This is a genomic window from Nocardioides sp. LMS-CY, assembly GCF_018732145.1.
Lineage (GTDB): Bacteria > Actinomycetota > Actinomycetes > Propionibacteriales > Nocardioidaceae > Nocardioides > Nocardioides soli.
This window is the reverse complement of record NZ_CP076104.1, coordinates 1,934,376-1,954,923: the sequence shown is the minus strand read 5'-3', so window position 1 is coordinate 1,954,923 and position 20,548 is coordinate 1,934,376. Positions and strand designations below refer to the sequence as shown.

General features: G+C 72.7%; 24 protein-coding genes and 2 tRNA genes. 11 read left to right on the top strand and 15 right to left on the bottom strand.

Features of this window, described 5'->3' with window-relative positions:
* Window positions 1-59 precede the first annotated feature (59 nt).
* On the bottom strand, window positions 60-767 hold the full coding sequence (gene tenA, locus KM427_RS09435; protein ID WP_183590666.1) for a thiaminase II: 708 nt from the start codon (window positions 765-767) through the stop codon (window positions 60-62).
* Between the two features lie 94 nt (window positions 768-861).
* Between tenA and KM427_RS09430 the strand changes: the two genes are divergently transcribed.
* A complete protein-coding gene (locus KM427_RS09430; RefSeq protein WP_215527034.1) occupies window positions 862-2,427 on the top strand; it encodes an amidohydrolase family protein in 1,566 nt (521 codons plus the stop codon).
* Window positions 2,428-2,475: 48 nt separating this feature from the next.
* Here KM427_RS09430 and KM427_RS09425 read toward each other — a convergent pair whose 3' ends face one another.
* The gene (locus KM427_RS09425; protein WP_183590668.1) at window positions 2,476-3,177 is read right to left on the bottom strand and encodes a DUF981 family protein; all 702 of its coding nucleotides are present in this window, start codon (window positions 3,175-3,177) and stop codon (window positions 2,476-2,478) included.
* Between the two features lie 204 nt (window positions 3,178-3,381).
* Between KM427_RS09425 and KM427_RS09420 the strand changes: the two genes are divergently transcribed.
* Entirely contained in the window at window positions 3,382-4,569 is a 1,188-nt protein-coding gene (locus tag KM427_RS09420) for a hypothetical protein (RefSeq protein WP_183590669.1), read from the top strand.
* Window positions 4,570-4,729: 160 nt separating this feature from the next.
* Here the strand turns inward: KM427_RS09420 and KM427_RS09415 are convergent.
* The 6 genes from KM427_RS09415 to KM427_RS09390 form a co-directional block, all read right to left on the bottom strand.
* Window positions 4,730-4,802, bottom strand: a tRNA-Glu gene (locus KM427_RS09415).
* Between the two features lie 91 nt (window positions 4,803-4,893).
* Window positions 4,894-4,965 (bottom strand) — tRNA-Gln (locus tag KM427_RS09410).
* A gap of 73 nt (window positions 4,966-5,038) precedes the next feature.
* The gene (locus tag KM427_RS09405) at window positions 5,039-6,007 is read right to left on the bottom strand and encodes a CPBP family intramembrane glutamic endopeptidase (RefSeq protein WP_215527033.1); all 969 of its coding nucleotides are present in this window, start codon (window positions 6,005-6,007) and stop codon (window positions 5,039-5,041) included.
* 4 nt (window positions 6,008-6,011) lie between these two features.
* Window positions 6,012-7,454 carry a glutamate--tRNA ligase gene (gltX, locus tag KM427_RS09400; RefSeq protein ID WP_252275223.1) on the bottom strand — a complete coding sequence of 481 codons (1,443 nt, stop codon included), beginning with the start codon at window positions 7,452-7,454 and terminating at the stop codon, window positions 6,012-6,014.
* Between the two features lie 26 nt (window positions 7,455-7,480).
* On the bottom strand, window positions 7,481-8,290 hold the full coding sequence (locus tag KM427_RS09395; RefSeq protein ID WP_183590672.1) for a fumarylacetoacetate hydrolase family protein: 810 nt from the start codon (window positions 8,288-8,290) through the stop codon (window positions 7,481-7,483).
* A 9-nt stretch (window positions 8,291-8,299) separates the two neighbouring features.
* The gene (locus tag KM427_RS09390) at window positions 8,300-9,046 is read right to left on the bottom strand and encodes a M15 family metallopeptidase (RefSeq protein ID WP_215527031.1); all 747 of its coding nucleotides are present in this window, start codon (window positions 9,044-9,046) and stop codon (window positions 8,300-8,302) included.
* A gap of 84 nt (window positions 9,047-9,130) precedes the next feature.
* Between KM427_RS09390 and KM427_RS09385 the strand changes: the two genes are divergently transcribed.
* The 5 genes from KM427_RS09385 to KM427_RS09365 are packed head-to-tail and all read left to right on the top strand — an operon-like array spanning window position 9,131 to window position 12,006.
* Window positions 9,131-9,670: a SigE family RNA polymerase sigma factor gene (locus KM427_RS09385; protein ID WP_252275222.1), complete on the top strand. Its 540-nt coding sequence runs from the start codon at window positions 9,131-9,133 to the stop codon at window positions 9,668-9,670.
* Window positions 9,670-10,314 (top strand): hypothetical protein, encoded by a 645-nt coding sequence (locus tag KM427_RS09380; RefSeq protein ID WP_215527029.1) that lies wholly within the window; start codon window positions 9,670-9,672, stop codon window positions 10,312-10,314. The genes KM427_RS09385 and KM427_RS09380 overlap by 1 nt, the downstream gene beginning before the upstream one ends.
* A gap of 37 nt (window positions 10,315-10,351) precedes the next feature.
* Complete coding sequence (locus KM427_RS09375; RefSeq protein WP_215527572.1) at window positions 10,352-11,233, top strand: 3-methyladenine DNA glycosylase; 882 nt, start codon at window positions 10,352-10,354, stop codon at window positions 11,231-11,233.
* A 9-nt stretch (window positions 11,234-11,242) separates the two neighbouring features.
* Window positions 11,243-11,413: a DUF6767 domain-containing protein gene (locus KM427_RS09370; protein ID WP_183590676.1), complete on the top strand. Its 171-nt coding sequence runs from the start codon at window positions 11,243-11,245 to the stop codon at window positions 11,411-11,413.
* A gap of 29 nt (window positions 11,414-11,442) precedes the next feature.
* Window positions 11,443-12,006, top strand: a complete 564-nt coding sequence (locus KM427_RS09365; protein ID WP_215527028.1) for a M23 family metallopeptidase — start codon at window positions 11,443-11,445, stop codon at window positions 12,004-12,006.
* Here KM427_RS09365 and KM427_RS09360 read toward each other — a convergent pair whose 3' ends face one another.
* Window positions 12,007-12,564, bottom strand: a complete 558-nt coding sequence (locus KM427_RS09360; protein WP_215527027.1) for a TetR/AcrR family transcriptional regulator C-terminal domain-containing protein — start codon at window positions 12,562-12,564, stop codon at window positions 12,007-12,009.
* Between the two features lie 110 nt (window positions 12,565-12,674).
* On the opposite strand from KM427_RS09360, the gene KM427_RS09355 reads away from it, so the two are divergent.
* The 3 genes from KM427_RS09355 to KM427_RS09345 are packed head-to-tail and all read left to right on the top strand — an operon-like array spanning window position 12,675 to window position 14,609.
* Window positions 12,675-13,283: a biotin transporter BioY gene (locus tag KM427_RS09355; protein WP_183590679.1), complete on the top strand. Its 609-nt coding sequence runs from the start codon at window positions 12,675-12,677 to the stop codon at window positions 13,281-13,283.
* A 14-nt stretch (window positions 13,284-13,297) separates the two neighbouring features.
* Window positions 13,298-13,993, top strand: coding sequence for an energy-coupling factor ABC transporter ATP-binding protein (locus tag KM427_RS09350; RefSeq protein WP_215527026.1), 696 nt, complete (start codon window positions 13,298-13,300; stop codon window positions 13,991-13,993).
* 4 nt (window positions 13,994-13,997) lie between these two features.
* Window positions 13,998-14,609: an energy-coupling factor transporter transmembrane component T family protein gene (locus tag KM427_RS09345; RefSeq protein WP_183590681.1), complete on the top strand. Its 612-nt coding sequence runs from the start codon at window positions 13,998-14,000 to the stop codon at window positions 14,607-14,609.
* Window positions 14,610-14,621: 12 nt separating this feature from the next.
* Here KM427_RS09345 and KM427_RS09340 read toward each other — a convergent pair whose 3' ends face one another.
* Genes KM427_RS09340 through KM427_RS09320 form a run of 5 tightly spaced genes read right to left on the bottom strand, consistent with a single transcriptional unit; the run spans window position 14,622 to window position 18,220 of the window.
* Entirely contained in the window at window positions 14,622-15,047 is a 426-nt protein-coding gene (locus KM427_RS09340) for an MmcQ/YjbR family DNA-binding protein (protein WP_183590682.1), read from the bottom strand.
* 4 nt (window positions 15,048-15,051) lie between these two features.
* Window positions 15,052-15,708, bottom strand: coding sequence for an SDR family oxidoreductase (locus KM427_RS09335; protein WP_215527025.1), 657 nt, complete (start codon window positions 15,706-15,708; stop codon window positions 15,052-15,054).
* A gap of 20 nt (window positions 15,709-15,728) precedes the next feature.
* Window positions 15,729-16,250, bottom strand: coding sequence for a GNAT family N-acetyltransferase (locus KM427_RS09330; RefSeq protein ID WP_215527571.1), 522 nt, complete (start codon window positions 16,248-16,250; stop codon window positions 15,729-15,731).
* Window positions 16,244-17,641, bottom strand: coding sequence for an amidase (locus tag KM427_RS09325; RefSeq protein WP_183590684.1), 1,398 nt, complete (start codon window positions 17,639-17,641; stop codon window positions 16,244-16,246). The genes KM427_RS09330 and KM427_RS09325 overlap by 7 nt, the downstream gene beginning before the upstream one ends.
* Before the next feature lie 27 nt (window positions 17,642-17,668).
* Window positions 17,669-18,220, bottom strand: coding sequence for an NAD(P)H-dependent oxidoreductase (locus KM427_RS09320; RefSeq protein WP_183590685.1), 552 nt, complete (start codon window positions 18,218-18,220; stop codon window positions 17,669-17,671).
* A 94-nt stretch (window positions 18,221-18,314) separates the two neighbouring features.
* On the opposite strand from KM427_RS09320, the gene KM427_RS09315 reads away from it, so the two are divergent.
* Window positions 18,315-18,935, top strand: coding sequence for a TetR/AcrR family transcriptional regulator (locus KM427_RS09315; RefSeq protein ID WP_215527024.1), 621 nt, complete (start codon window positions 18,315-18,317; stop codon window positions 18,933-18,935).
* Window positions 18,936-18,954: 19 nt separating this feature from the next.
* Here KM427_RS09315 and cimA read toward each other — a convergent pair whose 3' ends face one another.
* On the bottom strand, window positions 18,955-20,538 hold the full coding sequence (gene cimA / locus KM427_RS09310) for a citramalate synthase (protein ID WP_215527023.1): 1,584 nt from the start codon (window positions 20,536-20,538) through the stop codon (window positions 18,955-18,957).
* Window positions 20,539-20,548 lie beyond the last annotated feature (10 nt).

The following is a 20,548-nucleotide window of genomic DNA, read 5'->3' as shown; positions in this document are numbered from 1 at the left end:
TCCGGGGGTTCAAGATTCGAGATCTGACATATGATGTGCGTCGATCATAGAGACGGCGGTCACACTTGACCAGCCCCTTCGCCACTCTCTTCGCGACCGTGGGCGATCGCCATCTCCCAGAACTCCCACTCCAGGCGGGTCGCGTCGCCGAAGATCCCGACCAGTCGGTCGCGCTGGGCCGGGTCCAGCCCCGCGACATCGGCATCCATGCGTCCCCGCATGCCGGCCTCCAGTTCGGCGTACTGGTCGCTGGCGAAGAACTCGAACCACTCGCGGTACACCGGGTGCGCGACCGCCCCGCCGATGTGCCGGCGCGCGATCTCGCCGTAGCTCCACGCGCACGGGAGGATCGCCGCCCCGATCGCCACGACGTCCGCAGTGCCCGCGACCGCCAGCAGGTACGACGTGTAGTTCCGCGTGCCGGGCGCCATCACGACCTCTCGCGAGACATGGTCACCACTGAGGTCGCGCACCCGCGCCAGGAGCCTCTCGTTCTGCGGGATCTCGACGTCGACGATGTTGACCAGCGCGGCCGAGTACCGCCGCAGCTCGTCGTCGGAGCGCGACTTCGTCACCGCGCACGCGATCGCGCGGGCGTACTGCGGCAGGTACAGCAGGTTCTGCCCCACGTAGTACTGGTAGACGGGCGCCGGCAGCGTGCCGTCCGCCATGCCGCGGACGAAGGGGTGGTCCGGCAGCCGGTCCCACACGTCGGCCACCGCGTCGCGAGCGATGTCCGTGAATCCCCCACCAGGTCCGGAAGTCATCTCTCCTCCTGTATTGCATATTGAATATGATTCGCCGACCATAGGTTCACCGCGGTGCACCGTCAATGGCTGCGCCCCTGATCCGGAGGAACACATGCGCACCTTGATCCTGGGCAATCCGGTCGTGGCACTGGGTGATCCGGCACTGGGCGACACCGATCTCATCGAGGACGGCGCGGTGATCGTGCAGGACGAGGCCATCGTGGAGGTGGGCCCGCGGGAGCTGCTGGAGCAGCACGGCCCCTTCGACCAGGCGCTCGGCGGGCCGGACAGCATCGTGATGCCGGGCCTCATCAACGGGCACTACCACTCGGAGCTGTCCGTCGGCCCCGGCCACTACCAGTACATCTTCGAGCAGGCCAACGTGCACGTGCACGGCGGCTACGGACCCGCACTGGAGCACGACCTCTACCTGATCGCCCAGCACTCGATCGCCGCCATGATCAGGGGCGGCCAGACCTCGGCGGTCGACATGTACTACGGCCGGCCGTCGGTCCCCCACTTCGGCACCGAGCCGGTGCTACGCGCCTATGCCGACAGCGGCTTCCGGGTGGCGTTCGGACTGGTGTCCCGGGACCAGCACGTCTATGCGCACGAGGCGGACGACTGCTTCCTCAAGCGGCTGCCGCCGGCGCTCGCGGCCGAGGTGAGGGCCTCGCCGATGGGCTACGCCTGGCCGCTCGACGAGGTGTTCGCGACGTACGACCACCTGGCCCGGACGTGGGACGGGTACGACGGCCGGATCCGCACCGTGCTGGCGCCGGACTGGACCCCCGCCTGCTCCGACGAGCTCTACCAGCGGTGCCGGCGGCTCGCGGACGAGTACGACACCGGCATCACCTCGCACGTGCTGGAGACCCGCGCCGAGATGCACTTCAGCCACCAGCGCTACGGCATGTCCGCCCTCGAGCGGCTGGACCGCCTCGGCGTCCTCGGGCCGGACATGGTGTGTGCCCACTTCGTCTGGGTCACCGACGACGAGCTGCGAATCTTCGCCGACAGCGGCGCGGTGGCGTCCAACAACCCCGGATCGAACCTGCGGCTCTCCGCGGGCGTGGCCCGGATCCGCGACATCATGGCCGCGGGCGGCCGGGTGATGTTCGGCACCGACGGGATCTCGTTCAACGACGACGAGGACATGTTCACCGAGATCCGCCTGGGCTCCTACCTCTACCGCGACCCCCGCGACTTCGAGCACGTCCGGGCCGACAGCGCCGCCCTCCTTCGCTCGGCCGGCGAGAACGGCGCGCGGGCGATCCGCCAGGAGGGTCGGGTCGGGCGCCTGGCCCCGGGGCTGCTCGCCGACCTCCTGATCCTCGACCGCACCCGCATCACGAGTCCGGCCGGCCGCTACGACGACACCCCGTTCCTGGACCTGCTGGTCGACCGCGCCCAGCGCCACGACCTGCGGAGCGTGATGATCCACGGCCGGCTGGTGATGAGCGACGGCGTCCTCACCACCATCGACGAGGCCCACCTGCGCAGTGAGCTGGAGGAGGCACTGCGGCACCGGGTGTACCGCCCGGACCCCACGACCCGGCGCCACCAGGAGCTCGGCCACCTGGTCAGCGGGGTGCTGCCGGACATCTACCGCCCGGCGTACGAGCGCGAGGTCATGCCGGCCGCCGTGTTCAACGCCCGGGCGGTGCCGCGGGGCTGACCGCCTCCGGCCGGATGTGACCGGAGGCGACGGCCCCGCGGCGCCGGGTCACCACTTGTGCATCGTGCCGTTGGCGATGTTGTCGTACATGCCGATGTGGGTGTAGAAGTTCATCGCGCCGAACAGGAGCAGCACGACGCCGCCGATGGCCCAGGCCCACACGGCCCACCGCAGCAGGTGGAGCCGACCGCTCCACAGGGCGATCGCGAAGATCAGGGCACCGACGGCCACGATCCCCCACAGGCCGCCGAGGAACAGCGCCTCGAGGATCGGCAGGTGCCCGAACCGGCCGCTGATCGGCTCCTCCGGCGGGGCGGCTCCGAGCTGGAACCGCACGAACGTGATGGCCAGGGCGGCCATGCCCAGGCCGAGCGCGCCGACGAAGATCCCCACGGGCTTGAAGGCGGCCAGCATCGTCGCGTTGGCCTCCTCGACCTCGCCCTCGATCTCGCCGGTCAGGAAGCTGCGGTGCCGCCACAGGTACACCGCCGCGAACAGCAGCAGGGCGCCGAAGCCGGCGGCCGGCTGCCCGAAGGCGATGTTGGCGTACTCGAAGCCGCCGCCCCCGAAGGGCCAGGTCACGGTGGTGTGCAGTCCCAGCACCAGCAGGAGCAGGCCGGTGACACCGAAGAACCCTGCCCATGCCTCACTGTCGATGCGCTTGTTACGGAGCAGGTCGGCCAGGAACAGCGCGAACCCGATCAGGCCCGCGCCGGCCGTAATCGCCACCAGCTCGTTGTAGACGATCACGTCGTCTCCTTCCTCAGCGTGGATCGTAGAATCATTGATGATTCAACTATTGAGTTGAAGGTCCCGGTCGCCGGTTCTATTCCGCCTCGGCCCCCGCACCGGCTCGTCTTCCCCAAGGCTGGCGATGAGCGCCCCGGTGCGCCTGGAGTTCGGTGGACACGTCAGCACCCTCCTCCCCCGTCCCGACGATCGGCCAGCCGGACCATGCCAGCACCGAGCCCGCACCGCCGCGGCGCCGCCGCGCTCACCGTGGCGCTCACCGTGGCGCTCACCGCCGCCCTGGCGCTCGCACCACTGCCCGGCGGCGGCGATGCGGCCGGGGTGGCGGCCAGTCAGGCGGCCGGCACCGCGACCGGCCGCACCGCGGTCACCGTCGTCGTTCGTCGCTGTCGCAGCTGCACCATCCAGCCGGTCCGCTACGTCCCCAGCGAAGGGGCGGACCCGTGGTGGGGGCCGGTCCGGCACCTCGACTCCGCCCGGCAGGTCACCCTCCACCTGCCCACCGCCCGGACGCACGGTCTGACCTTCTTCGTCGACGCACCCTGGCACGGGGCCGACGACGTCGCCGCGCTCGCGGCCCTCCGCTACCGCGGCAGGTCCCCCGGCGACGCGGTCACCGCGGCCGATGCCCGCACCACCCACCGTGCCACTCCCTGCTGGGCCGGCACCGACCAGCCGGCCGCGCGGATCGTCATCCGGGTCGACAGATTCCCCACGCGCACCGCCTTCACGGGACAGCGCACGCACCACCCGCGTGCCTACGCGCCCCGCACCCTCGAGACCTGGCCGCCGATGGCACGTGCCTACCGGGGCTCTCTGGGCGCCCAGGACGCCTACGCCTGCACGCCACCGGCCCCGCCTGAGCCACCCGGCGCCCGACGGGGTCGCCGCGCCGGCGCCGTCACGCGGCTCGTCGTCCGCACCCGTGGCTGCGCGGCCTGCCAGCTCACCCTGGCCCAATGGACCTCCGTCACCAGGCGTCCGTGGCGCACGGGCACCCGCACGGTCCAGCACGGCCGGGCCCGGTTCACGATCCCGACCCGCCGCACCCACGGCCTGCAGATCGCGGTGACCGCACCCTGGCGAGGGGTCACCGGCGACCAGACCTTCGCCGTGCTCCGCTACGGCGGGCATCCTCCCGGCAGCACGGTCGGCTTCCGGACCGCCCGCCAGCAGCACCTCGGCTCAGCGTGCTGGGCCGGCACCGATGCGCGTCGCGCGACCCTGCGCCTCGCCGTACGACGGGTCCGCGTCTACGCACCCATCTCCGACACCCGGGTGCCCGGCGAGCTTGCGTGGACCCCGCGACAGCACCGCACCTGGAACCCGATGCGCGAGGTGGCCCACGGCGTGTACGGGTCCGAGGAACTCACCGTCTGCACCGCACCCTGACCTCGCTCGCCCGCGGGTGGCGCCAGGCTTCGTCGTACCCGACCTGAGTGTCGTGGACCTGGCGACTTGGGAGCAGATTCGTCAGGTGCGTGCACCCCCGCCCGAGATGACGAAGAGGCCCTGGCCAGCATGTCTGCTGATCAGGGCCTCTTCGGCTCTGTACCCCCGACCGGATTCGAACCGGCGCTACCGCCTTGAGAGGGCGGCGTGCTAGGCCGCTACACAACGGGGGCTCTGCCCGGCCGAACCTCGCCGAGCAACCTGCGAAACTCTAGCGTTCGCTGTCGTTCGCACAAAATCGCCGCCCCCTGGGCGGCGATCTCGCTGGGATACTAGGACTCGAACCTAGACTAACTGAACCAGAATCAGTCGTGCTGCCAATTACACCATATCCCACTGCTCTACTAGAGATTCAGCAGAGTCCAGCGCTCGGCCCTCGCGGACCAGCCGCGCGAACCGATTCGAAACCTTACACAAGACCGCTGCGGCCGACCAAAACGCCAGGTTTCGCGGCGGTTTCGGTGGTCGGGCGCACCCTCAGGCGGCGCGCGAACCACACCACGAGACCCAGGTAGACCAGCGACTGGGTGAGGGTGACGGGGATCGTCCACCAGTCCCCGCCGGACGGGTTCAGGGTGGACGCCATGTCGCTGAAGGCCAGCGCGAGACCGAACGCCAGCCAGTTGTTGAGCACGTGCATGGCGATGCCGGCCTCGAGCCCTCCGGTGAGTACGACGGCCAGGCCGGCGACCACGCCGAACGCGAACCGGTCGAAGAAGATCGGCGCGCTCTGGCCGCCGTGGGCGAGCGCGAACAGCAGGGCGGGGAAGAGCACGGCCGCCCACCGCTGGCCGAAGACGTTGCCGAACGCCTGGGTGAGGTAGCCGCGGAACGCGTACTCCTCCCCCGCCGCCTGCAGCGGCGTGAGCAGCACCACGACCAGCAGGAAGTCGCGGGTCGTCGACGTGAAGTCGTTGAGCTCGCCGCTGATCTCCGCGCCCCCGCCCGAGGCCGGCACGACCGCCGAGACGAGCAGCGTGGCGAGCAGGGCGATGCCCGACAGCCCGAAGCACACCAGCATCCAGCGCCAGCGGATCCGCGGCCCGACCGACGCCAGCCAACCCGGCCGGAGCCCGTGGAAGACCCGGGTCAGCAGCCAGGCGACGAGGATGGCGCAGGCGAGGGTGACGTTGAGGTAGGCCAGCCCCAGAGGCGTCGGGTCGTCGAGGTCGAGCATCCGGCTCAGCCCGTCGGTGACGTCGCGCCCGGCCAGCGCCAGGCCGATCGCGAACGGGACCTGTACCAGCACCGGCACGATCACGACGAAGCAGGCGATCAGCGCCAGCACACCGACGATCGGGCGCCAGACTCCGGGCCGGCCGCCGCGCTGCACCAGGTGGTACGGCAGCCCCGGGGGCTCGGCCGTCTCGGCGCCCACGCGGTCAGGCCAGCGCGCTCTGGAGCCGGCGCAGCGAGCGCTCGCGGCCGAGCAGCTCCATCGACTCGAACAGCGGCGGTGAGACCCGGCGGCCGGTCACGGCGACCCGCACCGGACCGAACGCGTTGCGCGGCTTGAGCCCCATCGCCTCGACGAGCTCGGCCTGGAGCGCGTCCTGGATGGCGGCCGTCGACCACTCGGAGAGACCCTCGAGCCGGAGCATCGCGCGACGTACGACGGCGCGCCCGTCGTCGTTGAGAAGCTTCTCGGCGTCGGTGGGGTCGACCTCGAAGTCGGCGTCCGCCACGAAGAGGAAGCCGAGCATGTCGACGGCCTCGGTCAGCTTGTTGATCCGCTCGGCGACCAGCGGCATCGCCTGCTCGAGCAACTGCGCGTCGGCGTCGCCGACCGGGTCGGAGACCACGCCCGCGGACTTCAGGAAGGGCAGCACCCGGTCGGTCAGGTCGTCGAGCGACAGCAGCCGCAGGTGGGAGGCGTTGATCGCCTCGGCCTTCTTGAGGTCGAAGCGGGCCGGGTTGGGGTTCACGTCGCCGATGTCGAACGCCGCGACCATCTCCTCCATCGTGAAGACGTCGCGGTCGGCGGCGATCGCCCAGCCCAGCAGGGCGAGGTAGTTGAGCAGCCCCTCGGCCAGGAACCCCTGGTCGCGGTAGGCGAGCGCGTGCGCCTCGGGGTCGCGCTTCGAGAGCTTCTTGTTGCCCTCGCCCATCACGTAGGGCAGGTGCCCGAACTCCGGCGTCTGCTTGGCGATGCCGAGCTCCTTGAGCGCGTCGTAGAGCGCGATCTGACGCGGCGTACTCGACAGCAGATCCTCCCCCCGGAGCACGTGGGTGATCTCCATGGAGGCGTCGTCGACCGGGTTGACCAGGGTGTAGAGCGGGTCGCCGTTGGCGCGGCACAGCGCGTAGTCGGGCACGAACTGGGTCTCGAAGGTCACCTCGCCGCGCACCAGGTCGGTCCAGGTGATCGAGCCGTCGGGCATCCGGAACCGGACGACCGGGCGACGTCCCTCGGCCTCGAACGCCGACCGCTGCTCGGCGGAGAGGTCGCGGCAGAAGCCGTCGTACCCCATCACCTTCGAGCCGGAGGCCTTGCGGCGCGCGTCGACCTCCTCGTTGGAGCAGAAGCAGTCATAGGTGTACGACGAGGCCGCGAGCCTCGCGAGCGCGTCGCGGTAGATGTCGCCCCGCTCGCTCTGGAAGTACGGCGCGTGCGGGCCGCCGACCTCGGGACCCTCGTCCCAGTCGAGGCCGAGCCAGCGCATCAGGTCGATGATCGCGTCGTAGGACTCCTGGGTGCTGCGCTCCCGGTCGGTGTCCTCGATGCGGAACACGAAGGTCCCGCCGTGATGGCGCGCGAACGCCCAGTTGAAGAGCGCCGTGCGCACCAGGCCCACGTGCGGGGAACCGGTGGGGCTGGGGGCCATGCGGACGCGAACAGTCACCTGGGTTGTCACCTTGCCTTGACGGGATTCGTGAGGGAGCCGAGACCGGAGATCGAGACCTCGACCTCGTCGCCGACGTTCATGGGACCGACGCCCTCGGGGGTGCCGGTGAGGATGACGTCGCCCGGGAGCAGCGTCATCACGCTGGAGACGTAGGCGACCAGCGTGGGGATGTCGAAGATCAGGTCGCTCGTGCTGCCGTCCTGCTGGAGGTCGCCGTTGAGGTGCGTCTGCACCCGGCGGCCCTCCGCGAAGTCGTGCGGGTCGAGGTCGGTCTCGATCCACGGCCCCAGCGGGCAGAACGAGTCGAAGCCCTTCGCCCGGGTCCACTGGCCGTCGCTGCGCTGCAGGTCGCGGGCGGTGACGTCGTTGGCGATCGTGTAGCCGTGGATGACGTCGGTCGCCTGCTCCGGCGGTACGTCGCGGCAGATCCGGCCGATCACGACCGCGAGCTCGCCCTCGTAGTGCAGGTCCTGCGTCTGCGGCGGGTAGAAGATCGGGTCGCCGGGGCCGACGACGCTGGTGTTCGGCTTGAGGAACATCAGCGGCTCCTGCGGCGCCTCGCCGCCCATCTCCGCGGCGTGGGCCGCGTAGTTCTTGCCGATCGCGACCACCTTGCTGCGCGGCAGCACCGGCGCCAGCAGGCGCACGTCCTCGAGCCGGTGCTCCTGGTCGAGCAGCTTCACGCCGACGTACAGGGGGTCCCCGGCGAGGGCGACGACGACGCTGTCGGGGTCGGGCTGCCCGAGCTCGTCGAGCTCGCCGGTGACCACGCCGTACATCGGGTCCTCGCCCGTGGTGAATCTCGCGATGCGCACCCACCGAGCCTATCGACCCCGGCGCCGCCCGTAGTCGCCGCCGGTGATGCCGAAGAACTCCTCGAGAGTCTCGGTGTGGGTACGCCGCAGCTCCGCCGCGAGTGCGCGGCCGACGAAGCGCAGGTGCCAGGGCTCGGGCGAGTAGCCGGTGATCGCCGCCGTGCCGGGCCGGTAGCGGACCACGAACCCGAAGCGCCACGCGTTCTCGGCGAGCCAGCGACCGCCCGGCGTACCGGCGAAGCAGGGGTCGAAGTCGCAGCGCGGGCTCGTGGGCGTGACCAGGTCGACGGCCAGGCCGCTCTGGTGCTCGCTGTGGCCGGGCCGGGCCGACACCCGGTCGGCGGCGGCCCGGCCCCTGCTGGCGACGGCGTCGCCGTAGACGCCCTGCTGGTAGTCGTAGGACCGGAACGCGCTCGCGATCTTGAAGCCGAGCCCGCGCCGGTCGGCTGCTGCAAGCAGCGCGGTCAGCGGCCGGGAGGCCGGCGTCGCGACCTGGTAGCCGCGCACCAGCGAGATCTCGGGCCGGTAGTCCGGCGGCTCGATCGGGTGTGACTTGTTGACGACCACCCAGATGCTCCGCGGATCGGTCGTCGAGTGCCGCGACCGGTCGAACGGGGGCCGGACGGCCTTCTCCGCCGGGATCGCGGTGGGTGCCGGGGCGACGACCCGGCGGTCCGCCGGCCGCTCCTCGCCCGGGGAGGCGCAGGCGACCGCCAGCAGCAGGACCGGGACGCCGATCGCCGTAGTCGTCCTCACGCCCCGATGACGGGTGCGACGCCGCCGCGGGTTGCATGCAACCCTGCTGAGGCCCGGACCCGTCAACCAGGTGGAGGAGGTGGCGTGCGCGACGACGAGCGGTCGACCCGGCGAGCGACGGAGTTCGTGGCGTTCACGCGCGCCCACCGAGCCGACCTGGTGCGCACGGCCGCCCTGCTGTGCGCCGGTGACGAGGCATTCGCGGAGGACGTCGTGCAGACCACGCTGACCCGGCTCTACCTGTCGTGGCCGCGGGTACGACGCGCCGACAGCCCGCTCGCCTACGCCCGTCGCAGCCTGACCCACGTTTTCATCGACGAGGCACGCCGGGCGCACCGCCGCCGCGAGACGACGATGGCCGAGCCGGCGGACGCGCTGGGCACCGAGCCCGCGGCCGCGGACGCCGACCCGGCGCTGCGCGAGGCCATGCTCGCCGCCCTGGCGTCGCTCGGTCCCCGGCAGCGCGCCGTCGTCGTGCTGCGCCACTGGCACGACCTCGACGTGGCCGAGACCGCCCGCGTCCTCGGCTGCTCCACGGGCACCGTGAAGTCGCAGAACGCCCGGGCCCTGGCCCACCTGCGCGCGCACCTCGGTGTCCTCGACCCGACCCTGGAGGTGTCCTGATGTGCCCGACCGACGATCTCAAGCGCGCGCTCGGCTCCGTCGCCGACGCCGAGCGCCCCGTGGCCGACCCGGCTGCCGACCTCGCCCGGGCCCGCTCGGCGGTGAGCGCCCGCACCCGCCGGCGGCTCCGGCTCGGGCTGACCGGCGCGACGACCGCGGTGGTGCTCTGCGTGGGCGCGGCGCTGGTGCTCGACCGGGCGCCGTCGGAGCCCGGCACCGCCACGTCGGTGCCCGACGCCGCGTCCTCGGGCGTCCGACTGGTGGCCGAGCGGTTCGAGGCGACGCCGTACACCTTCGACCTGACGCCGGAGGGCTGGTCGGTGCAGGCGCAGCGGCCGACCGCCGTGACGATCGCGCCCGACGACGGGTCGACGTCGAGCAGCCCCGACGACTTCGCCGGCAAGCTCGTCATCCTCTTCGACGGCAACCGGCCGTCCGGACGCCAGCTCGAACACGAGGGCCGGCTCTTCTGGGTGTCCGGCGACTCCGGCTACACGGCCCTCGCCACCCGCACGCGCGGCGACGAGCCCGCGGGGGTGGTGCGGATCCAGTACCCCGACGGCGCGGGCTGGGACCTCGACTCGATGGTCGCCTTCCTCGCCAGCGTGCACGTCGGCCCCGGCGCGCGGCAGGGCTTGGGCTAGCCCGGACCCGCTGACCTACCCTGAGCCGGTGCAGGAGATGGACCGGGCCTCGTGGGAGGCGCGCGCGGCGGCCCATGCGGCGCGCGTCGACGCGTTCGTCCGCCCGCATCTCGCGCGCCGCGAGGCCCGGGTCAAGCACCCCGTGCACGACTTCCTCTTCACCTACTACTCCCAACGGCCCGCCCAGCTGCGGCGCTGGCATCCCGGGTACGGCGTACGGCTGCTCGACGCCCCGGAGTACGCCTCACTCAAGGGGTACGCCGACGGCGCGGTCACGCCGGCGTACGTCGAGTCGCAGCGCCCGCTGCTCGCGGCGCTGCTGCGCCTGCTGCGGGCGACCGCCGGCCGGCCGGCCAACCTCGGCTGCTTCGGGATGCACGAGTGGGCCATGGTCTATCGGATCTCCGAGGACCGCACGCGCCATCCGGACTGGCCCCTGCGGCTCGGGCCCGCCGGCACCGACGCGGTCGTCGAGTCGCACCGGATCGCCTGCTCGCACTTCGACGCCTACCGCTTCTTCACGCCCGCGGCCGCGCCGCTGAACACGCTGGCGCCGGCCGCCCACGACCGCGCCGACTTCGAGCAGCCGGGCTGCCTGCACGCCGGCATGGACCTCTACAAGCACGCCTTCCGGCTGACGCCGATGGTCGACGCCGACCTGGTCGCGGACTGCTTCGAGCTCGCCTGGGACATCCGGGTGCTCGACATGCGCGCCGCGCCGTACGACCTCGCCGACCTCGGCCTCGTGCCCGTCGAGGTCGAGACGGCCGCCGGCAAGGCGGAGTACGCCGAGGCGCAGCGCGGCTTCGCCGAGCGCGGCGCGCCGCTGCGGGCGCGGCTGATCGAGGAGTGCGAGCGGCTGCTGGCGGTTGCGAACGAAGGACGTTCGGCCCTGCTCGCGGAGACGTCGGCGACCTAGCGTGGAGGCATGGCGAGGCCCGTGCCGCAGTGCCCGATCCGGATCGGTGACGCGTGCTCGCTCTGCGTGCCCGGCGCCACCGGACCGGAGGACTGCCCCCTCGTCGCCGAGGTGATGCGCGACCCGGAGCTGCGCGCCCGGCTGGCCGAGCTGCGGCGGGAGGCGGCGGCCGCCCGCTGACCGGGTGCTCCCGGGCTAATGTCGTCGCCATGCGCCTCGGACGACCGCTGCTCGCCGCGCTCCTGGGTCTGGTGCTCGCCGGATCACTGACCCCGGCCGCGCACGCGGACCCGCGCTGGGAGTTCTACACCAGCGACCGGACCCGCTACGAGTCCCCGTGGTTCCAGGGCGCGCACCGGATCATGATCCGGTTCGGGTGCACCGCGGCGCCCTACTACTCCCCCGACCCACGCTGTCGGGCCGGCCGCGGCTTCCACCACGGCCTCGACATCGCGATGCCCTGCGGCACTCCCCTGTACGCCGGGCGCCGGTTCCGGGTCGTCTCGAACGACACGCTCGGCGCGGCGTACGGCGTGCACCCCCTGCTGCTGCGCAACCGCAGGCTGGGCTGGGATCTGGTGATCGGGCACACCCGCCGCGTCTACGTGCGCGAGGGACAGGTCGTGCGCCGCGGGGCGATGTTCGCCCGCGCCGGCGACAGCGGCGCCCCCGACGGCTGCCACCTGCACTTCGAGAGGCGTGCGGTCGGCGGTGGGCTGTCCACCGCCGTCCAGCCGCGAGCGCTGCTCGGCCTGGCCCCGGCGCGCGGCTGATCAGCCGACCCGCGCCCGCGCCCGGATCCCGTCGAGGATCAGCGTGAGGCCGTCCCCGAAGTCGGAGTGCTCGCGCGGCGGGCCGCCGATCGCCCCCGCCGAGCCGGCCTGCAGGTGGGTCTGCTCGTCGACGACGTGACCGAAGGTGAAGTGCAGCAGCGCCCCGGCCGCAGTCGGCACCAGCGCCGGGTCCAGGCCCGCGCCGCCCAGGGCGTCGACGATCTCGTCGTACGGCGTGGCGCCGCCCAGCCCGAACGACCGCACGGTCGCGACGAGTTCGGCGCCGTCCCGGTAGGCGAGCAGCGCGTCGCGCAGCTCGGTGCACACCGACTCGACCCGGGCGTCCCAGGGTTCGGGGCGCGGCCCCCGGCGACCGCGGGCGAGGATCTCGTCGGCGACGGCGGCGAGCAGCTCCTGCTTGTTGCCGAAGTGGTGGTAGAGCGCGCTGGGCTGGACGCCGAGCTCGGTGCCGAGCCGGCGCATCGTCAGGTCGGCGAGCCCGTAGCCGTCGAGCACGACGAGCGCCCGGTCCACGATGTCGGTGCGGCGGTAGCGCACGTCACATCCTCCCTACTGGCCGGGAACCGTTGACCCCGGCAGAGCTCGAACCCTAACCTGAACGCCGTTCACCTGACCAGCGTTCAGGTGCGGAGCCGAAGGAACTGAGCATGACCATGGCCGAGACCCCCGCCTCCCCCGAGGTCACCAGCGCGGCGCCCCGGCGCCGGTCCACCGCGACCGACGTCGCCCTGGTTGCGGCGTTCGCCGCCCTGATCGCCGCCTGCACCGTCATCGGCGGCGTCCCGGTCGGCGGTGCCGGCGTCGACATCACCCTGCAGACCTTCGGCGTCCTGCTCGCCGGCTGCGTGCTCGGGGCGGCCCGCGGGTTCCTCGCGGTCGTGGTCTACCTGGTGCTCGGAGCCATCGGGCTGCCCGTCTTCGCCGGGCACACCGGCGGGCTCTCGGCGTTCACCGGCGTCTCGGCCGGCTACCTGTGGTCCTTCCCGGTCGCGGCGCTGCTCGCCGGATTCCTGGTGCAGTACGTCTTCCGCGCCCGCCGCACCCGCGCGGCGTTCGTGTTCGTCGCGGCGATGGCCGGCACCGCGCTCAACCACGCCTGCGGCATCGTGGGCATGAAGCTCTACCTCGACTCGACCTGGGAGCAGGCGATCAAGTTCGACGCGCCGTTCTGGGTCGGCGACATCGTCAAGGCGCTCCTGGTCGCGATCGTCGCGGCCGAGGTGCACCGGGCGTTCCCGCGCCTGCTCGGCCGCTGAGCCGTCGGGCGACGATGGCCAGGATCGAGCTCGACTCGGCGTCCGTCACGGCGCCGGGCGCCGACGGCGACCTCACCATCCTGGAGCCGACGACCCGCACGCTCACCGAGCAGCGGATCGGCGTGATCGGCGCCAACGGCTCGGGCAAGTCGACCCTCGTCCGGCTGCTCAACGGGCTGGTCAGCCCGTCCACGGGCCGGGTGCTCGTGGACGGGCTCGACGTCGCCCGCCAGGGTGCCGCGGTCCGCCGTCGGGTGGGCTTCTGCTTCACCGACCCGGCCGCCCAACTCGTGATGCCGACGTGCGTCGAGGACGTCGAGCTGTCGTTGCGCCGGTCGGTGCGCGACGCGGGCGAGCGCCGCCGTCGCGCGCTGGAGGTGCTCGACCGCTACGGCCTGGCGGCGCAGGCCGACCTCAGCGTGCACAGCCTCTCCGGCGGGCAGCGCCAGCTGCTCGCGCTGGCCGGCGTGCTGGCCACCGAGCCGTCCGTCCTGATCGCCGACGAGCCCACGACCCTGCTCGACCTCGCCAACACCCGCCGCGTCGCCGACGTCCTCTTCGGGCTCGAGCAGCAGCTGGTGCTGGTCACCCACGACCTCGAGCTCGTGCGTCGGTGCGAGCGCGTGCTCGTGGTCGAGCGGGCCCGCGTGCGGTACGACGGGCCCGCCGACGCCGCCGTGGCCGACTACCTCTCGACGGTGCCGGGGTGAGCGCGTGAACCCGGCGTACCTCTTCGGTGTCTACCAGCCCGGCACCACGGTGCTGCACCGCGCCTGGGTCGGCGCCAAGGTCGGCGCGCTCGCGGTCTTCAGCCTCGCGGTGGTGCTGGTGCGCAGCATGCCGGCGTCGTTCGGCTTCCTCGCGATCGCCGTGCTGGCCGCCGCCGTCGCCCGGGTCGACCTGCGCCTGCTGGTCCGGTCGCTGCGACCGGTGCTGGTGGTCGCGGTGATCTTCGCCGCCCTCCAGTGGCTGCTCTACGGGCCGGTCAAGGCGGCCGAGACGCTGGTCGACCTGCTCGCGCTGGCGCTCGCCGCGATCGTGGTCAGCAGCACGACCCCGGTCAACGCGATGCTCGACGCGCTGATCCGCTGGATCCGGCCGCTGCGGCGGGTCGGCGTCGACCCCGAGCGCGTCGCCCTCACCGTCGGCCTCGCGATCCAGGCGCTGCCCGGCACCGTCGCGCTGGCGATCGAGACCCGCGACGCGGCCCGGGCCCGCGGCGTACGACACCCGCGGGCGTTCCTGTCGCCCTTCGTGATCCGGGTGGTCGCCCGCGCCCACGAGACCGGCGACGCCCTGCACGCGCGCGGCATCGGCGACGACTGACGCCGCTCGGCCTCAGCCCTGGCCGTGCTCGGCCAGCCACGCCTGCGCGCGTCGCTTCGAGGCCCGCGCGAGCCACGCGTCCTGCACCACCTCGGCCACCTCGTCGCGGCTGAGCTCGCCGATCCGGCTGGCCCGCAGCAGCACCGACGGGTGCCCGTTGAAGTGCGGGGTGGTGAAGTACGGCGTCGACTCGTCGAGCACCATCGCCTGCTTGTCGGCCTCGGAGGCGACCCAGAACACGATCACGTCGGCGTACCGCTCCCCCGTCTCGGGATCGAACGCGTCGGGCCGCGGCGTGCGGAAGAAGACGAACGACCTCCGGCCGACCTGGTAGACGGGGCGTTCGGCCGTGGTGCCCTCGGCGATCTCGACGTGCGGCATCCCGAGGGCGATCTCGTGGACGTCCTCGACCCGCGCCCGGCGCGCCGCTCGGCTCATCGGCTCATCCGGAGTAGGGCACCTCGGTCTGCCAGTCGGCCTCGACCTGGCGGGCGGCGTCCCAGAGCACCTCGGCGACGCGGTCGGGTGTGAACGGCCCCTCGCTGGCGAGGGTGCCGCGCACGGTCACCGAGACCGCCCGGATGCCGTCGGGCCGCAGGGTGGCGTCGAGGCTGTGCACGAGGTTGCGGATGCCGGCCTTCTGCACACCCAGCGACGCCGCCCGGTGCCACGGCTTGTCGGCGGCCATGCTGCCGGTGACGGTGATCCGGCCGCCCGCGGTCAGGTAGGGCCGGGCCGCCTGCGCGCTCGTGAGCAGAGCACCCACGCCGAGCGCGACGTCGGCGAGCAGCTCCTCGACGGTCAGCTCCAGCGGGTCCTTCTCCCGGAAGGCGCTCGGGTTGAAGTGCAGCACGTCGATGCGCCCGGTGTGCTCGCCGAAGCGACGGATCGCGGCGGTCGTCGCCTCGACGTCGGTCACGTCGGCGACCGCGTGGCCGACGGTCGCGCCGAGCTCCTCGAGCTCGCCGGCCAGCCGCCGGAGCTGCTCCTCGTCGATGCCGAGCAGCGCCACGTCGTACCCCTCCCGCGCGTAGCGCCTCGCCAGCGAGCCGCTCACACCCGGGCCTGCTCCGACAACGACGATCACGGGACGAGTCATGGGCTCACCGTAGCCGCCGCTCACCACACGTCGCCGTCGCGCCAGTCGCAGGTGATCGGCGCATCGAGGTCGAGCCCGGGGCCGAACACGTACAGGGAGCCGTCGTCGTCGGGCGTGGGCACCACGCCGCGGGTCGTGGCGACCGACGACGGGCCGCGCCACCGGGCCCAGTCGCGTGACTCGTAGAGCCGCACGCCCGCGGCCGACGCGCTCAGCGCGAGCAGGTCGTAGCCGGGCGCCAGCTCCTCGATCGACGCCATCACCCGGGCGCCGTGCCCGGCCCGGCGTACGTCGGCGGCGACGGCCACGGCCTCGACGTACCCGCAGCGCAGTCCGGCACCGTCGACCACCAGCCGCCTGAGGACGACCGCGCCGTGCGCGACCAGTCGCCCGCCGTCGCACACCAGGACGTGCATGCCGCCGAGCGCGTGACTCCAGTCGGCGTCGGCGAAGTCACCGAACGACGCGTCGCAGAGCGCCCGTGCGGCGATGCGCTCCTCGGGCGTCAGCTCGGCGGTGTGGCAGCGGCGTACGGTCACCATCCCGGTGGCCGCCGGTCCGCCCACGGCGCGGCCGCCTCGACCTGCGCGGCGAGGGAGAGCAGCAGCTCCTCCTCGGCCGGTCGCGCGGCGAGCATCACGCCGACCGGCAGGCCGTCGGGGGTCCAGCGCAGCGGCAGGGAGACGGCCGGCATGCCGGTGACGTTCCACGCGGACGTCCAGGGCGTGAACGCCTTCTGGGCCTCGAAGTCGCGCTCGGGGTGCTCGTCGTCGCGCATCGCGCCCACCGGCAGCGGCGGCGTGGCGAGCGTCGGGGTGAGCACCGCGTCGTACGGCGCGAGCGCGGTGAGCGCGGCGGCGGCGTGGCGGCGCATCGCGCCGATCGCCAGCCCGAACTCGGGGCCGTTGACCGCGCGGCCGCGGTCGGAGAGCCAGCGGGTGAGCGGGCGGATCAGGTGCTCGCGCTCGGGAGGCACGACCGACAGCGCGGTGAGGACGGCCCAGCAGACCTCGAAGACCGGGACCGCCTCCGGCGGCAACGGGACCTCGACGTCCTCGACCTCGTGGCCGAGCGACTCGAGCAGTCGCGACGTGTCCTCCCAGGCCCGCACGCACTCGGCATGGACCGGAGTGTCGGTGATGACTGGTGTGATGAAGCGAGCGACCCGCAGCCGCCCCGGGTCGCGGCCGCAGGCCGACAGGAAGCTCTCGGAAGGAGGTGGCGCCCAGGAGGGATCTCCCACCCGACGACCGGCGAGCACGTCGAGCATCGCCGCCGCGTCGGCGACCGTCCGGGCGATCGGCCCGGCCGTCGCCAGACCCACCGGGTCGCCGTACATGGGGTGACCACTGATCCGCCCGCGAGTGGGCTTGAGTCCGACCAGGCCACAGCAGGAGGCCGGGATCCGGATCGAGCCGCCACCGTCCGAGCCCTGGGCGAGCGGGACCAGGCCGGCCGCGACGGCCGCCGCGGCACCACCCGAGGAGCCACCGGCGGTGCGGGTTCGGTCCCAGGGCGTGACCGCCGGGGGCGCCACGTCCGGCTCGGTGTAGCACGGTGAGCCGAACTCCGGGGTGTTCGTCTTGCCGAGGCTGACGAGTCCGGCCGCCTCGATCGAGAGCGTGACGCCGTCGGAGACCTCCGGCACGAAGTCGGCGAACGCCGCCGAGCCGAACGTCGTGCGCACCCCGGCCGTCAGGTTGAGGTCCTTGATCGCGGTCGGGACGCCGAAGAGCGGCCCGCCGTCGCCGTCCGGCGCCAACCGGGCCGCGCGCTCGCGGGCCAGCTCGGGGGTGAGCGTCACGAACGCGCCGACCGAGTCGAGTCGGTCGGCGCGTTCGAGGTAGTGCTCGGCGAGCTCCAGCGGCGACACCTCACGGCGTCGCACCAGCTCGCCCTGCTCCAGCGCGGTCAGGTCATGGAGTTCGGCCACGAGCCGACCGTAGCCGGATCCTGCGGATCAGGCAGCCGCGGTGGCGGCGTCGTACTCCGCAAGCAGCCGGACGGCGTTGGTGAGCCGGGCCAGCACGTCGGGGTCGGTGAGCACGTCGACCTCGATCGCCGACTGCGAGACGGTGACGTCCTCGACGACCGTGGCGCCGGCGATCCGGGCCGACCGGGCGGCGTCCTCGTGGGCCCACCGGCCGCCGTACGGCGTGGGGGTGGTGCCGATGACGCCGAACGGCTTGCCGACCATGGCGCCGGCGCCGTAGGGGCGGGACAGCCAGTCGATCGCGTTGTTGAGGACGGCCGGCATCGTGCCGTTGTACTCGGGCGTGACGGCGAGGACGCGGTCGGCGGCGCCGACCCGCTCGCGCAGCGCGGCCGCGGTCGCCGGGATCTCGGAGGCGTTGTCGATGTCCTCGTTGTAGAACGGGATGGTGCCGAGGCCGTCGACGATGTCGACGGCGACGCCCTCGGGGGCCTGCGTGGCCAACAGCTCGGCGAGCTTGCGGTTGACGGAGTCGGAGCGCAGGCTCCCGACCAGGACGGCGATGCTGGTGTCAGTCATGCGACAGTAAACGGACTGTGGTCCGCTTGGTATTCCCGGGGCTAGAGGAAATCTCGCGCGAACGGGACGTGCCGCTCACTAGGGTGTTCGCGACATGTCCGAGCCGCACCTGCTGCCCCTCCTCGATGCTCCCCAGGCCGAGCGCCGGGACGCCGCTCGCAACCGGGAGCTGCTGCTCGACGCCGCGAAGTCCCTGGTCGAGCGGTGCGGGCCGCGCTCGGTCACCATGGACGCGGTGGCCGCCGCGGCGGGTGTGGGCAAGGGCACGGTCTTCCGCCGGTTCGAGTCGCGCGAGGGCCTGATGGCGGCGGTGCTCGACCACTCCGAGACCGACTGGCAGGCGCAGGTGATGTCCGGGCCGCCGCCCCTGGGCCCGGGCGCCGACCCGTGGGACCGGCTGCTGGCCTTCGGCCGGTCCCGGCTCGAGACCACGCTGCTGCACGCCGAGCTGATCCGCGAGGCCGGCCGCGCAGGCACCCGCTCGTACGCCGCCTACTCCTTCGTGGCGATGCACACGCGCTACCTGCTCGGCGAGCTCGGGGTGACCGGCGACCTGCCGATCCTCGCCACCGCCCTGCTGGCCCCGCTGGAGGCGCCGATCCTCGACCAGCAGGTGACCATCGAGGGCTTCCCGCTCGAGCGGGTGCACGCGGGGTGGGTCGACCTGGCCCGCCGGATCGTCGGCGGCGACGCCACCCGGGCGCCCGTCGACTGACCCGGAGCCGCGCGTTCGGTCAGCGCTGGTCGTGTCGCCGCAGCCCGAAGGTGACGCCGTCGACGAGCGCGCCCCATGACGCCTCGATGACGTTGGCGCCGACGCCGACGGTCAGCCAGGACGTCTCGCCGTCGCTGGTCTCGATCAGCACCCGGGTGATGGCGTCGGTGCCGTGGCCCTGGTCGAGGATGCGGACCTTGTAGTCGATCAGCTCGAACTTCGCGACCTCGGGATAGGCCTGCTCGATCGCCGCGCGCAGCGCCTGGTCGAGCGCGTTGACGGGTCCGTTGCCCTCGCCGGTGACGACATAGCGGACGCCGTCGGCACGCAGCTTCACCGTCGCCTCCGAGACGGCGTCGCCGTGGGGCACGGTCTCGGTGATGACTCTCCACGACTCGACGTCGAAGTACGCCGGGCGCTGCCCCTCGACCTCCTCGATCAGCAGCAGCTCGAAGGAGGCGTCGGCGGCCTCGAAGGTGAACCCGCGGCTCTCCAGCACCTTGACCCGATCGGTGATCCGGGTGACGAGCTCGCGGTCGCCCGACAGGTCGAAGCCCAGCTCGCGCCCCTTGAGCTCGATGGAGGCGCGCCCGGCCATGTCGGAGACCAGCAGCCGCATGTCGTTGCCGACGCCGGCGGGATCCATGTGCTGGTAGAGGTTCGGGTCGACCTTGATCGCGCTGGCGTGCAGGCCGGCCTTGTGGGCGAACGCCGAGCCGCCGACGTAGGGCTGACGCGACGCGGGCGGGACGTTGGTCACCTCGGCGACCGCGTGGGCGATCCGGGTCGCCTCGCCGAGCAGGCCCTGCGGGAGCACCCGACGGTCGAGCTTGAGCTCCAAGTTGGCGACGACGGCGACCAGGTCGGCGTTGCCGGTGCGCTCGCCGTAGCCGTTGATGCAGCCCTGCACGTGGGTGGCGCCGGCGTCGACGGCGGCCAGCGAGTTCGCGATCGCGCAGCCGGTGTCGTTGTGGGCGTGGATGCCCACACGCACACCGGTCGACTCGAGCACGTCGTGCACCGTGTCGGCGACCCAGCTCGGCAGCATGCCCCCGTTGGTGTCGCAGAGCGCGATCACCGAGGCGCCCGCGTCGTACGCCGTGCGCAGCACCTCGAGCGCGTAGTCACGGTTGTCCCGGTAGCCGTTGAAGAAGTGCTCGGCGTCGAGGAACACCTCCTGGCCCTCCGCCCGGAGGTGGGAGACGGTGTCGCGGATCATCGCGAGGTTCTCCTCGAGCGTGGTCCGCAGCGCCAGCTCGACGTGGCGGTCGTGCGACTTCGCCACCAGCGTGACGACCGGCGCGCCGCTCTCACGCAGTGCGGCGACCAGCGGGTCGTCGGCCGCCCGGACCCCGGCCCGCCGGGTCGCGCCGAACGCCGCGAGCCGGGCGTGCTCGAGGTCGAGCTCCTGCGCGGCGCGCCGGAAGAACTCGGTGTCCTTCGGGTTCGCGCCCGGCCAGCCGCCCTCGATGTAACCGACCCCGAGCCCGTCGAGCTGCCGCGCGATCGCGAGCTTGTCGGCGACGGTGAGGTTGAGCCCCTCCTGCTGGGCGCCGTCGCGCAGGGTGGTGTCGTAGACGTGGAACGCGCCGTGGAGGTCCATCGGGCTCACT

Excerpts from the sequence above, each read along its gene's own strand:
- tenA (WP_183590666.1), bottom strand. The coding sequence starts at position 767 with ATGACTTCCGGACCTGGTGGGGGATTCACGGACATCGCTCGCGACGCG.
- KM427_RS09430 (WP_215527034.1), top strand. The coding sequence starts at position 862 with ATGCGCACCTTGATCCTGGGCAATCCGGTCGTGGCACTGGGTGATCCG.
- KM427_RS09420 (WP_183590669.1), top strand. The coding sequence starts at position 3,382 with ATGCCAGCACCGAGCCCGCACCGCCGCGGCGCCGCCGCGCTCACCGTG.
- gltX (WP_252275223.1), bottom strand. The coding sequence starts at position 7,454 with ATGGCCCCCAGCCCCACCGGTTCCCCGCACGTGGGCCTGGTGCGCACG.
- KM427_RS09380 (WP_215527029.1), top strand. The coding sequence starts at position 9,670 with ATGTGCCCGACCGACGATCTCAAGCGCGCGCTCGGCTCCGTCGCCGAC.
- KM427_RS09375 (WP_215527572.1), top strand. The coding sequence starts at position 10,352 with ATGGACCGGGCCTCGTGGGAGGCGCGCGCGGCGGCCCATGCGGCGCGC.
- KM427_RS09370 (WP_183590676.1), top strand. The coding sequence starts at position 11,243 with ATGGCGAGGCCCGTGCCGCAGTGCCCGATCCGGATCGGTGACGCGTGC.
- KM427_RS09365 (WP_215527028.1), top strand. The coding sequence starts at position 11,443 with ATGCGCCTCGGACGACCGCTGCTCGCCGCGCTCCTGGGTCTGGTGCTC.
- KM427_RS09355 (WP_183590679.1), top strand. The coding sequence starts at position 12,675 with ATGACCATGGCCGAGACCCCCGCCTCCCCCGAGGTCACCAGCGCGGCG.
- KM427_RS09350 (WP_215527026.1), top strand. The coding sequence starts at position 13,298 with ATGGCCAGGATCGAGCTCGACTCGGCGTCCGTCACGGCGCCGGGCGCC.
- KM427_RS09340 (WP_183590682.1), bottom strand. The coding sequence starts at position 15,047 with ATGAGCCGAGCGGCGCGCCGGGCGCGGGTCGAGGACGTCCACGAGATC.
- KM427_RS09335 (WP_215527025.1), bottom strand. The coding sequence starts at position 15,708 with ATGACTCGTCCCGTGATCGTCGTTGTCGGAGCAGGCCCGGGTGTGAGC.
- KM427_RS09330 (WP_215527571.1), bottom strand. The coding sequence starts at position 16,250 with ATGGTGACCGTACGCCGCTGCCACACCGCCGAGCTGACGCCCGAGGAG.
- KM427_RS09320 (WP_183590685.1), bottom strand. The coding sequence starts at position 18,220 with ATGACTGACACCAGCATCGCCGTCCTGGTCGGGAGCCTGCGCTCCGAC.
- KM427_RS09315 (WP_215527024.1), top strand. The coding sequence starts at position 18,315 with ATGTCCGAGCCGCACCTGCTGCCCCTCCTCGATGCTCCCCAGGCCGAG.
- cimA (WP_215527023.1), bottom strand. The coding sequence starts at position 20,538 with ATGGACCTCCACGGCGCGTTCCACGTCTACGACACCACCCTGCGCGAC.